The following is an 11,617-nucleotide window of genomic DNA, read 5'->3' as shown; positions in this document are numbered from 1 at the left end:
GTCACTACTTAACGGCGAAGTTAACATAAACAGTAAGAGTTTATTGTAACTAAAGTACATCTTTTAAAAAAACACAACCGACCTATGAAAAAATTACAGTTACAAAATCAGAGTTATAAAGTGTTGTTGGTTAGTTTTAAAGAGTGGTTAGACATCTTAGGTTATGCAGAAAGTACGGTGTATTATTTACCAAATCACTTACAAGAGTTTTTTTATTATCTGGAACAAAGCTGTATTAAGAATATCAATCAAATTACTACGCAAACGGTAAAAGATTATTACAGCTATTTACAAGAACGAAGCAATCAAAGACAAAGCGGAGCCTTAAGTAAAAGTTACTTAAACAAACACCAACAAGCCTTAAAGAAGTTTAAAGAATATTTACAACATCACAATCATAGAGGAATTACGGTGCATCTAAAATCAGAAGAAAACCCAACTGAAGAAAAGATTAATATACTTACCAAATCCGAGATTAAAGAACTATTTAATGCGACGAATTATAGTCATCACGAGCAGCGATTTAGATTACGAGACAAAGCTATGTTAGTAATACTCTACAGCTGTGGACTTAGACGAAATGAAGCTGTACACTTAGATGTTAGTGATATCCTTTTTGATAAAGAAAGAATTTTAGTTAGAAAAGGCAAGAATTACAAAGAACGTTTTGTACCTATTAATCGTAAGAATGCAGCAATCTTAGAAGATTATATCTACGAAGCTCGACTAGAGTTTAAAGATGCCCATGTAAGTGAAGCCTTATTTATGAGTAAGCAAGGAAAGCGTATGCAAGGAATGAGTTTTGCTAATCGATTAGAAAAGTTAGTACAAGTCACTGCTAATAAAAGTATTATTGATAAAAAGATTACACTTCACACATTACGTCACTCCATAGCTACGCATCTATTAGAGCATGAAGTAAAGCTAGAAAATATCAAAACCTTTTTAGGGCATAGCTCTTTAGAATCTACACAAATCTATACACATCTATTAAAAACAATACATCAAGATGAATAATTATAAAAAGTACTTAGAAAAAGAGAACTACAGAGAAAGTACGGTTAAAGGTTACATGATACAAGCAAATAAGTTTATAGCTTGGAGCAAAAACAATCACACCAATCCAGAGCGTATTGATTATAAAACACTATTAAAATACATTAAGTACCTACAGAACAGAAGAACAACAAAGAAGACTGTAAAGCATAAAATAGGAAGTCTAAAAGTATATTTTAACTATCTACTCTCAGAGAATTACAGAGTAGACAATCCAATAGAAAATATTAATATTAAAGGCGTAAAAAGGATAACGAATTACAATTTGCTTGAAGCTGACGAACTAGAAGATTTATACTACAGTTACCAAACAGAATATATAAAAGACCCATACCATAGCTTAACAGCAAAACGCAATAAAGTATTATTAGGGTTGTTAGTCTATCAAGGTTTAACTACCACAGAACTGATACATTTAGAACTTGAAGATTTACAATTATACAAGGGAAGGGTTTATATAAAAAGTGGAGCAAGAAGTAACAGCAGAACTCTAGAATTAAAATCATGGCAAGTCATAGAGTTTTTAGAATACATAAAAGAGATTAGAGAAGAAATCATTACAAGAAAAAATATAGAAAGTAATCGCGTATTTATCCCAAACAACGCAAGATTAGGTAATACGATACAACACGTTTTAAAGAAGTTAAAAAAGAGGAATTATAAAGTAAAGAATGTACATCAAATACGCGCAAGTGTAATTACGAATTGGTTAAGGCATTATAACTTACGAGAAGTACAAATCTTAGCAGGACATCGATATATCAGTTCCACAGAAAGATATGTACAAGACGATTTAGAAAGTTTACATGAAATCGTTAACAACTTCCACCCGATAAGTTAATTATGAAAAGAGAAATAAAAACATTAAATTATCTTTGTAAACCCAAAACGGTAACGATTATGGATTTAGAAGCAAGAAAATATGAGTTTATACAAAAGTTGTTTCATATTAATGAGACTCTTTTTAATAAGCTAGAAACGATGATCGACAAAGGAATTAAAGAATCAGATAATTTTTATACTACAGAGGTACAAGAATTAAAAGAAAGAGCACAAGCATCTTTAGAAGCTATCGAAAAAGGAGAAACAAGATCTATCAAAGAATTTAAGAAAGAAGTTGACCATTGGAAGAATCAAAAAGCTATGTAGTAGAAATTACCTCAAAAGCCGAGCAGTACTACTGGAATTTATTAACTCACCTGTACGAAACCCATAGTGTTGAAAGTGCTAATAAAAAATCAGATGAAATTATAGCATTAGCTATGTCTTTAGAAATTAATCCAGAAAGAGGAAGTTTAGAAGAAGATTTGGCTAGTTTTAATAAAGAGTTTAGATCATTGATTTACCCTATAACAAAACGTAATACAATTAAGATTATCTACTTTATAGAAGTGTCAACAAATACAGTTTATGTCACAGATTTTTTTGCTACTTCAATGAATCCATTAAGAAGGAAGAAAAGAAGTTAAAAGCTTCGCAACTCCGCTTCGCTTCGTTGCTCGTTAAAAACCAATCAGTACGTATTGCCCCACAACTTTAAATCCAGCCAGCTCGTTCCTCTCTTCTCTCTGTTTTTAAAGTTGTTCCGCTCACCAGCCACATCACCAAAGCAAAGTTACATAATAGCTGTTATAATACTCTTGCGTAAACTCCAGGTAGTTATAACACTATTATGTAAAATTGCCGCACTTCCAACGCTCCCATACTGAATGAAAAACAAGTCATTTTAAAAGCATTGGCTTCTCTGCTTCGTCATCAACCGCAAAACCCAATACTTTTAAAACGTTTACTTACTCTTGACGGAAAAAGAATCAAAACGTTTTTAATCATAACGCAACAGCGGCTGCAGCTGCGAGGAGTTGCGTTATGATTTAAAATGACTTGTTTATAGGTTACGTCCACTCAAAAAGCGTTTGGGCGCATGGATGAAGGGAGTATTTTACATAATTTACATTATAAGTACCTGACATGAAATACAAGTGTATTATAATGCCAATTATGTAAGATATCGAGGGAGTGGAAGCCAGTAAAAGACAAGGGTTTTACTGGCGCGGATTAGGTTAGTTTTTTTATCTTTGGAATAGGAAAAGAAGATGCTATGGACGTTCAATTTTTTTATGATTTTGGTAGATAACCGTTAAAAAAGTGTGCCTGTTTTTAAAAAAAACGCGTAAACTACTATCCTTTTGGATTGAAACATAAAGGCTATAATAATATTACTAACTCGCTTGGAAATAGTACGGCGCAGAAGTTTGGGTATAACGGAAAAGAACTTAATGAAGAGTTAGGTCTACAATGGCATGACTTTGATGCTCGTAATTATGATGCTAGTTTAGGTAGGTGGATGAATATTGATCCTCTTGCTGAAGAGTTTTATGAATGGTCTCCATATAACTTCGTATATAATAGTCCTATTAGATTTATTGACCCAACCGGAATGGGACCTCAGGATGTTATTATTAATGGAGAATTAGCGGACGAAGCTTTTAGTCAACTTCAAAAATCAGTTAGTTCTGAATTAACTTTGACAATAGATAAAAAAGGAAAAGTTAGGGCGACAGTTAATGAAGGAGTTACTTTAGAAGAAGGAAGCGCAGCATCACATCTTTTAAAAGCAACAGAGGATAGTAAAAGAATAGTTAACGTTGATGCAACTGATAAAAATACTGTTGCTAAGAGTGGAAATCTTTTTACAGGAGGAGCATTTGGGGGAAGCACTGTTAATGATGATGGAAGTATAACAGCCACTCAAACAGTAAATCCTAATCATACAAAAATTAAAGAAGATTTTATTGGTCAGAAAGAAGGAGTAACAATTCTTCATGAAGTAGTGGAAGCATATATAGGTGCCGTTGAATCACCAGGAGCTAAACCAAATAGTCAAGAATATGTATCTGCCCACAAAAAAGCAAATAATTCAGATTCTAGACGAAATATTAGTTTTGGCTATAAGCCTGAAATAAGTAATGTAAATTATACTACATTGAGAGGAGATGTCACAATGTATGTTACCAAAGGTAGAAAGAGAAAAGTTTTATATAAAGAGAAGAATTTTAAATTACAGAAAAAATAGAAATTATGTATTCCAAAAAAATATTCCTATTTACTATTTTAATTATTTTGCCTGTATTAGCTTTTTGTCAAAAAAAAGAAAAATTTAATATTTTAAAGATAGATTCGACAGATACAAGTTACCTTCTTAAAGTAAAGAAAATTGAAAATTCAGTTAAGGGAGTTATTATAATCCCTAAAAGCAATAATAATCTTAAAGAGATTAATAAAGTTAAAATATATGATAATATAAAAATTTTGGTGAATGAGATAGACTTAAATATTACAAAATCAGATTCTCTGTTTTCTCCAGATATTGAAGGTAAAAAGATTTGGAAGGATAGCGAATATTTTTCTGTTTTTATAACTAAAGAGTTAAAATGCAACATGCAAAAAATAAACTAGATAGGTAATGTAGTAAACAGGGTCATATTAAAAAATATGATTTTAAATAATTAAAAGTCTCCCCGCTAGCGCTCGAATGTCAAATTAGCGGCTAGCGCTCGATTCTATCGAGTGCCGTTTACGAGTAAGTTAATAGAGTTTTACTTTTATATAAGCCACGTTATTTTAGTATAGCGTGGTTTTTTGTTTTTAAGAATATGCTTGTTTGGCTTTGTAGTCTCTAATTACAAGATCAAGAAACTTTATTACTATTAGCTTGTCATCTCCCGTCATATCTTGAATTGTTTCAAATCGATTTAATAAGTCTTTATCTTTTATAGTTATGATATCATCACTTAATAAAGCGTCGGCAGATATTGCAAGTGCATCTGCTATATTTTTTAAAGCATCAGCAGGCGGAATACTACTTCCTAACTCATATCTCGATAAACTCTTATTATTTACCCCAGAAAGTTCGGCTAACTCATTTTGAGAAAAACCCTTTTGTTGTCTATATAATCGTATACGTTCTGCTATAGTCATTATTGAGAATTAGAATCTTTTTACACCTCTTTAATGCGAATATAAGACAAAATCTAGTCGTAAAAAATAATAAATCTTATATAAGTCTTTGTTAATGTTCTCGAAATAGTTACTTTTGAGACAAATATGAGAATAGTAATTTTTTAATCTTTTAAGATGACTAAACTTAATACTTCCAATCCAAACAATTACAAATACACCACAAAACACTTAGAAGTTCATGTATTAGGCGGTTTAAAGCTAAATAAACTAGAGAGTTTACGCGTAACGCTCAGCATACAAAAGTTAAAGTCAACCAATATTTTACGCCACTCCATAGATTTATACAACGATACTCAAGTAGAAAAGTTTGTTAGAAGAATAGCCGAACGCTTAGAGATTGGAACTAGTATAACAAGAAAAGTATTACAAGAATTAACACACGAATTAGAGAACTACAGATTTTTACTGCTTAGCAAAGAGGAACAAGCTAATAAACCACAATACAAAACTTTAAATGCCAGTGAACTGCGAGCCGCAGAGGCATTTTTAAAGAAGGGGAATTTGCTAAAAAGAACAAATGAGTGCATCGGCAAAAGCGGAGTAATCGGTGAGTACACTAACCGCTTGCTGATGTATCTCATATTTACAAGCAGAAAAACTAACAATCCGTTACATTGTATTAGTTTAGGAGGTAGCGGAGTTGGAAAAACACACTTACAATCTAAGGTTGCAGAGCTAATACCCGAAGAAGACAAAGTAGAAATAACAGTACTCTCAGCCAATGCTTTTTATTACTTCAATCGTACCGAATTACAACATAAACTTATTTTAATCGAAGATTTAGACGGCGCAGAAAGTGTGTTATATCCACTACGAGAATTACAGTCTAAAAAGAGAATTACCAAAACGGTTGTACATAAAGATAGAAAGGGAACAACAAAGACGATTCATTTAACGGTTGAAGGACCAGTAAGTGTATCGGGTTGTACCACACAAGAAAGTGTTTATGAAGATAATAGTAATCGTAGTTTTTTGCTGTATATCGATGAAAGCGAGGAGCAAGACAAACGTATTATGAACTATCAGCGATTAATAAGTGCAGGTAAACTCAATGAAGAAGAACAAATAGAAGCTAGAGAATTACTAAAAGATGTACAAAGAGTACTCAAACCTATTAAGGTAATCAATCCTTATGCGGAACATTTAGAGTTACCACAATCCGTGTTTAAACCAAGAAGAACTAACTCACATTATTTACAATTTATAGAAGCAATTACCTTTTACAAACAATATCAAAGAGAACAACACGTAAATGAAGAAACAGGCGAAATGTATATCGAAACCACAATTGAAGATATCGAAGAAGCTAACGAATTAATCACAGAAGTTTTACTTAGAAAATCAGATACGATAACAGGAGCATGTAGAGATTATTTAGAGAAGTTGAAAAGATATTTATTTATAGAAAACAAAACAAGTTATACTAGCTCAGAAATACGAAAAAACCTACGGATAAAAGAAACTACATTACGCCGTTATCACAAACAACTTTTAGAAGAAGGTTATATCAAAAAAGTCAAAGGAAAGAAAGGTCAATTATATCATTATGAAATTATAGATATTAATGAATATACAAACCTTAAAGATCAAATAAGTAAGGCGTTACAAGATTGTACAGATCAAATCAACCTTGTTAACTGAGTTTGTCGAAGTTCGCTACTTCGCTATAGTTCGTCACTACTTAACGGCGAAGTTAACATAAACAGTAAGAGTTTATTGTAACTAAAGTACATCTTTTAAAAAAACACAACCGACCTATGAAAAAATTACAGTTACAAAATCAGAGTTATAAAGTGTTGTTGGTTAGTTTTAAAGAGTGGTTAGACATCTTAGGTTATGCAGAAAGTACGGTGTATTATTTACCAAATCACTTACAAGAGTTTTTTTATTATCTGGAACAAAGCTGTATTAAGAATATCAATCAAATTACTACGCAAACGGTAAAAGATTATTACAGCTATTTACAAGAACGAAGCAATCAAAGACAAAGCGGAGCCTTAAGTAAAAGTTACTTAAACAAACACCAACAAGCCTTAAAGAAGTTTAAAGAATATTTACAACATCACAATCATAGAGGAATTACGGTGCATCTAAAATCAGAAGAAAACCCAACTGAAGAAAAGATTAATATACTTACCAAATCCGAGATTAAAGAACTATTTAATGCGACGAATTATAGTCATCACGAGCAGCGATTTAGATTACGAGACAAAGCTATGTTAGTAATACTCTACAGCTGTGGACTTAGACGAAATGAAGCTGTACACTTAGATGTTAGTGATATCCTTTTTGATAAAGAAAGAATTTTAGTTAGAAAAGGCAAGAATTACAAAGAACGTTTTGTACCTATTAATCGTAAGAATGCAGCAATCTTAGAAGATTATATCTACGAAGCTCGACTAGAGTTTAAAGATGCCCATGTAAGTGAAGCCTTATTTATGAGTAAGCAAGGAAAGCGTATGCAAGGAATGAGTTTTGCTAATCGATTAGAAAAGTTAGTACAAGTCACTGCTAATAAAAGTATTATTGATAAAAAGATTACACTTCACACATTACGTCACTCCATAGCTACGCATCTATTAGAGCATGAAGTAAAGCTAGAAAATATCAAAACCTTTTTAGGGCATAGCTCTTTAGAATCTACACAAATCTATACACATCTATTAAAAACAATACATCAAGATGAATAATTATAAAAAGTACTTAGAAAAAGAGAACTACAGAGAAAGTACGGTTAAAGGTTACATGATACAAGCAAATAAGTTTATAGCTTGGAGCAAAAACAATCACACCAATCCAGAGCGTATTGATTATAAAACACTATTAAAATACATTAAGTACCTACAGAACAGAAGAACAACAAAGAAGACTGTAAAGCATAAAATAGGAAGTCTAAAAGTATATTTTAACTATCTACTCTCAGAGAATTACAGAGTAGACAATCCAATAGAAAATATTAATATTAAAGGCGTAAAAAGGATAACGAATTACAATTTGCTTGAAGCTGACGAACTAGAAGATTTATACTACAGTTACCAAACAGAATATATAAAAGACCCATACCATAGCTTAACAGCAAAACGCAATAAAGTATTATTAGGGTTGTTAGTCTATCAAGGTTTAACTACCACAGAACTGATACATTTAGAACTTGAAGATTTACAATTATACAAGGGAAGGGTTTATATAAAAAGTGGAGCAAGAAGTAACAGCAGAACTCTAGAATTAAAATCATGGCAAGTCATAGAGTTTTTAGAATACATAAAAGAGATTAGAGAAGAAATCATTACAAGAAAAAATATAGAAAGTAATCGCGTATTTATCCCAAACAACGCAAGATTAGGTAATACGATACAACACGTTTTAAAGAAGTTAAAAAAGAGGAATTATAAAGTAAAGAATGTACATCAAATACGCGCAAGTGTAATTACGAATTGGTTAAGGCATTATAACTTACGAGAAGTACAAATCTTAGCAGGACATCGATATATCAGTTCCACAGAAAGATATGTACAAGACGATTTAGAAAGTTTACATGAAATCGTTAACAACTTCCACCCGATAAGTTAATTATGAAAAGAGAAATAAAAACATTAAATTATCTTTGTAAACCCAAAACGGTAACGATTATGGATTTAGAAGCAAGAAAATATGAGTTTATACAAAAGTTGTTTCATATTAATGAGACTCTTTTTAATAAGCTAGAAACGATGATCGACAAAGGAATTAAAGAATCAGATAATTTTTATACTACAGAGGTACAAGAATTAAAAGAAAGAGCACAAGCATCTTTAGAAGCTATCGAAAAAGGAGAAACAAGATCTATCAAAGAATTTAAGAAAGAAGTTGACCATTGGAAGAATCAAAAAGCTATGTAGTAGAAATTACCTCAAAAGCCGAGCAGTACTACTGGAATTTATTAACTCACCTGTACGAAACCCATAGTGTTGAAAGTGCTAATAAAAAATCAGATGAAATTATAGCATTAGCTATGTCTTTAGAAATTAATCCAGAAAGAGGAAGTTTAGAAGAAGATTTGGCTAGTTTTAATAAAGAGTTTAGATCATTGATTTACCCTATAACAAAACGTAATACAATTAAGATTATCTACTTTATAGAAGTGTCAACAAATACAGTTTATGTCACAGATTTTTTTGCTACTTCAATGAATCCATTAAGAAGGAAGAAAAGAAGTTAAAAGCTTCGCAACTCCGCTTCGCTTCGTTGCTCGTTAAAAACCAATCAGTACGTATTGCCCCACAACTTTAAATCCAGCCAGCTCGTTCCTCTCTTCTCTCTGTTTTTAAAGTTGTTCCGCTCACCAGCCACATCACCAAAGCAAAGTTACATAATAGCTGTTATAATACTCTTGCGTAAACTCCAGGTAGTTATAACACTATTATGTAAAATTGCCGCACTTCCAACGCTCCCATACTGAATGAAAAACAAGTCATTTTAAAAGCATTGGCTTCTCTGCTTCGTCATCAACCGCAAAACCCAATACTTTTAAAACGTTTACTTACTCTTGACGGAAAAAGAATCAAAACGTTTTTAATCATAACGCAACAGCGGCTGCAGCTGCGAGGAGTTGCGTTATGATTTAAAATGACTTGTTTATAGGTTACGTCCACTCAAAAAGCGTTTGGGCGCATGGATGAAGGGAGTATTTTACATAATTTACATTATAAGTACCTGACATGAAATACAAGTGTATTATAATGCCAATTATGTAAGATATCGAGGGAGTGGAAGCCAGTAAAAGACAAGGGTTTTACTGGCGCGGATTAGGTTAGTTTTTTTATCTTTGGAATAGGAAAAGAAGATGCTATGGACGTTCAATTTTTTTATGATTTTGGTAGATAACCGTTAAAAAAGTGTGCCTGTTTTTAAAAAAAACGCGTAAACTACTATCCTTTTGGATTGAAACATAAAGGCTATAATAACAACGTTTCTTCACTTGGAAACTCCACAGCTCAAAAACTGGGGTATCTTGGACAAGAACATCAAGATGAACTTGGACTTGGTTGGATATCTTATAAATGGAGAAATGCTGACCCAGCTTTAGGTAGATTTTTTGGAATAGATCCTATTGCTGAAGATTATCCAAATCAAATATTGTATCAATTTGCATCAAATAACCCTGTTTGGAAAATAGAGATTGAAGGACTTGAAGGGTTTGTTCCTAATGGAAATGATGTAATTAATGGTCTTGGATTTGGAGTACATACTGTTTTTCCATCACAAGATCCAATAATATCCCGTCCAACAATTACTCAAGTAGGAGGAGGTACTGGTCGTTCGGGTGATTACGTAAAAACTAATAGAAGTAATAATAGCTCTGTGAAATTCCACACAAATGAACCATTAATTACTGATGTAAGAGTTGAAGTTTCAAGCTCTTTAGGGGCAGATGGATTACAAATTATACAGACCGTTAATGCAGAGCAACTTAACAATCCTGATCTTCAAGAAATGAATATTAATGGTGAAATTAGAACAGCATTTGTTGATGGTGGACCAAATTCTCCAGGACAATCAGGAAATGGAAATTATTACAATAGTGAAGATGATTTGAATGATGTAAATTATGCCAATGCAATTTGGGATAATAATACAAGCACTGGTCAGATTACTATATTTGATATTCCAACTGCTGTTGTAGGGTATAATATTAAAGATATAACTTTTGATACAACTTTTGTTTTAACGAATTACGGAGGTTCGGGTAAAGATCAAGTTGTTGGCTCTTTTACATGGAGTTTTAGTAGAGATAAAGATGGAAATATAATACCTCATGCTACTCCTGTTAAAGCGACAAGTAATTTTTCTGAAACATCACAAAAAATAATTGATTATGAAAAAAATAAATAAGAATATATTTATCATATTAATTCTCTCAGGTCTATTGAGTTGTAGCTTATCCTCTCAAAGAACTTTAAAAGTTGAAAATAAAATGACATTAAAACAATTTGATGAAAAAGTATTAATGTATTGCTCTATGATGGAATCTGAACAAGATTTTAATGAAAAGGAGTTGACAATTATCTTGAAATTATATAATACCATATATACATTTGATACGCTTGATAACAACAATTATAAAAAATATATTCATTTTTTTAAAGATAAGTATATGAGTGAAATTATTTCTAAACTAGAGTTTAAAATATCAAAAGGTATGGGTTTGTACTCTGAAAAAAAGAAAATGCATATTTTTCCTTCAAGTAAAATTTCAACATATGATACATACATAATTGGTAATGGGTCAGATTAGCCCCCCCTCGCTAGCGCCCGAATCCTTTCGGGTGCCAAGTAAGAGTATTCAATAACATTAATTAAATATAATAGCCACAACATTTTTATAAGTGTTGTGGTTTTTTTTGTTTAGTTTTTATATTTTAGTAAAGCTATGAGTAGAAAATATAAATTCCATAATGGATCAGGCATTTATTTTGTGTCTTTTACTACAGTATATTGGGTAGATGTATTTACAAGACAAATTTATTTCGATGTACTGGTAGATAGTATAAAGTATTGTAGA

The 11,617-nt window shown here is 31.7% G+C and carries 12 protein-coding genes and 2 pseudogenes; 13 read left to right on the top strand and 1 reads right to left on the bottom strand.

Annotation, left to right across the window (positions count from 1 at the left end):
• Positions 1-84: 84 nt before the first annotated feature.
• The 6 genes and pseudogenes from Q1A15_RS20425 to Q1A15_RS20400 all read left to right on the top strand — a co-directional run bounded on the left by Q1A15_RS20425 (position 85) and on the right by Q1A15_RS20400 (position 4,512).
• Positions 85-1,017, top strand: coding sequence for a tyrosine-type recombinase/integrase (locus tag Q1A15_RS20425; RefSeq protein WP_299628213.1), 933 nt, complete (start codon positions 85-87; stop codon positions 1,015-1,017).
• Entirely contained in the window at positions 1,010-1,897 is an 888-nt protein-coding gene (locus Q1A15_RS20420; protein ID WP_299628211.1) for a tyrosine-type recombinase/integrase, read from the top strand. Before Q1A15_RS20425 ends, Q1A15_RS20420 begins: the two co-directional genes overlap by 8 nt.
• A gap of 2 nt (positions 1,898-1,899) precedes the next feature.
• Positions 1,900-2,205 (top strand): hypothetical protein, encoded by a 306-nt coding sequence (locus Q1A15_RS20415; protein WP_299628209.1) that lies wholly within the window; start codon positions 1,900-1,902, stop codon positions 2,203-2,205.
• The gene (locus tag Q1A15_RS20410) at positions 2,181-2,525 is read left to right on the top strand and encodes a hypothetical protein (RefSeq protein ID WP_299628207.1); all 345 of its coding nucleotides are present in this window, start codon (positions 2,181-2,183) and stop codon (positions 2,523-2,525) included. Before Q1A15_RS20415 ends, Q1A15_RS20410 begins: the two co-directional genes overlap by 25 nt.
• A gap of 719 nt (positions 2,526-3,244) precedes the next feature.
• A pseudogene (locus tag Q1A15_RS20405) lies at positions 3,245-4,129 on the top strand (RHS repeat-associated core domain-containing protein); the annotation flags it as partial.
• 5 nt (positions 4,130-4,134) lie between these two features.
• Positions 4,135-4,512 (top strand): hypothetical protein, encoded by a 378-nt coding sequence (locus Q1A15_RS20400; protein WP_299628219.1) that lies wholly within the window; start codon positions 4,135-4,137, stop codon positions 4,510-4,512.
• A gap of 189 nt (positions 4,513-4,701) precedes the next feature.
• Here Q1A15_RS20400 and Q1A15_RS20395 read toward each other — a convergent pair whose 3' ends face one another.
• Complete coding sequence (locus Q1A15_RS20395; protein ID WP_299628217.1) at positions 4,702-5,034, bottom strand: helix-turn-helix transcriptional regulator; 333 nt, start codon at positions 5,032-5,034, stop codon at positions 4,702-4,704.
• Between the two features lie 156 nt (positions 5,035-5,190).
• Between Q1A15_RS20395 and Q1A15_RS20390 the strand changes: the two genes are divergently transcribed.
• The 7 genes and pseudogenes from Q1A15_RS20390 to Q1A15_RS20360 all read left to right on the top strand — a co-directional run bounded on the left by Q1A15_RS20390 (position 5,191) and on the right by Q1A15_RS20360 (position 11,350).
• Positions 5,191-6,717, top strand: coding sequence for a hypothetical protein (locus Q1A15_RS20390; protein ID WP_299628215.1), 1,527 nt, complete (start codon positions 5,191-5,193; stop codon positions 6,715-6,717).
• A 116-nt stretch (positions 6,718-6,833) separates the two neighbouring features.
• Positions 6,834-7,766, top strand: coding sequence for a tyrosine-type recombinase/integrase (locus tag Q1A15_RS20385; protein ID WP_299628213.1), 933 nt, complete (start codon positions 6,834-6,836; stop codon positions 7,764-7,766).
• The gene (locus Q1A15_RS20380; protein WP_299628211.1) at positions 7,759-8,646 is read left to right on the top strand and encodes a tyrosine-type recombinase/integrase; all 888 of its coding nucleotides are present in this window, start codon (positions 7,759-7,761) and stop codon (positions 8,644-8,646) included. Before Q1A15_RS20385 ends, Q1A15_RS20380 begins: the two co-directional genes overlap by 8 nt.
• 2 nt (positions 8,647-8,648) lie before the next feature.
• Positions 8,649-8,954, top strand: coding sequence for a hypothetical protein (locus tag Q1A15_RS20375; RefSeq protein ID WP_299628209.1), 306 nt, complete (start codon positions 8,649-8,651; stop codon positions 8,952-8,954).
• The gene (locus Q1A15_RS20370) at positions 8,930-9,274 is read left to right on the top strand and encodes a hypothetical protein (protein WP_299628207.1); all 345 of its coding nucleotides are present in this window, start codon (positions 8,930-8,932) and stop codon (positions 9,272-9,274) included. The genes Q1A15_RS20375 and Q1A15_RS20370 overlap by 25 nt, the downstream gene beginning before the upstream one ends.
• A 719-nt stretch (positions 9,275-9,993) precedes the next feature.
• Positions 9,994-10,947: pseudogene (locus tag Q1A15_RS20365) on the top strand (RHS repeat-associated core domain-containing protein); the annotation flags it as partial.
• Positions 10,931-11,350, top strand: coding sequence for a hypothetical protein (locus Q1A15_RS20360; RefSeq protein ID WP_299628205.1), 420 nt, complete (start codon positions 10,931-10,933; stop codon positions 11,348-11,350). The pseudogene Q1A15_RS20365 and the gene Q1A15_RS20360, both read left to right, overlap by 17 nt.
• Positions 11,351-11,617: the final 267 nt, after the last annotated feature.

Source organism: uncultured Tenacibaculum sp., assembly GCF_947495995.1.
In the GTDB taxonomy this organism is placed as follows: domain Bacteria; phylum Bacteroidota; class Bacteroidia; order Flavobacteriales; family Flavobacteriaceae; genus Polaribacter.
This window is presented reverse-complemented; position numbering and strand designations above follow the sequence as displayed.

Excerpts from the sequence above, each read along its gene's own strand:
- Q1A15_RS20385 (WP_299628213.1), top strand. The coding sequence starts at position 6,834 with ATGAAAAAATTACAGTTACAAAATCAGAGTTATAAAGTGTTGTTGGTT.
- Q1A15_RS20420 (WP_299628211.1), top strand. The coding sequence starts at position 1,010 with ATGAATAATTATAAAAAGTACTTAGAAAAAGAGAACTACAGAGAAAGT.
- Q1A15_RS20375 (WP_299628209.1), top strand. The coding sequence starts at position 8,649 with ATGAAAAGAGAAATAAAAACATTAAATTATCTTTGTAAACCCAAAACG.
- Q1A15_RS20400 (WP_299628219.1), top strand. The coding sequence starts at position 4,135 with ATGTATTCCAAAAAAATATTCCTATTTACTATTTTAATTATTTTGCCT.
- Q1A15_RS20395 (WP_299628217.1), bottom strand. The coding sequence starts at position 5,034 with ATGACTATAGCAGAACGTATACGATTATATAGACAACAAAAGGGTTTT.
- Q1A15_RS20425 (WP_299628213.1), top strand. The coding sequence starts at position 85 with ATGAAAAAATTACAGTTACAAAATCAGAGTTATAAAGTGTTGTTGGTT.
- Q1A15_RS20415 (WP_299628209.1), top strand. The coding sequence starts at position 1,900 with ATGAAAAGAGAAATAAAAACATTAAATTATCTTTGTAAACCCAAAACG.
- Q1A15_RS20360 (WP_299628205.1), top strand. The coding sequence starts at position 10,931 with ATGAAAAAAATAAATAAGAATATATTTATCATATTAATTCTCTCAGGT.
- Q1A15_RS20390 (WP_299628215.1), top strand. The coding sequence starts at position 5,191 with ATGACTAAACTTAATACTTCCAATCCAAACAATTACAAATACACCACA.
- Q1A15_RS20380 (WP_299628211.1), top strand. The coding sequence starts at position 7,759 with ATGAATAATTATAAAAAGTACTTAGAAAAAGAGAACTACAGAGAAAGT.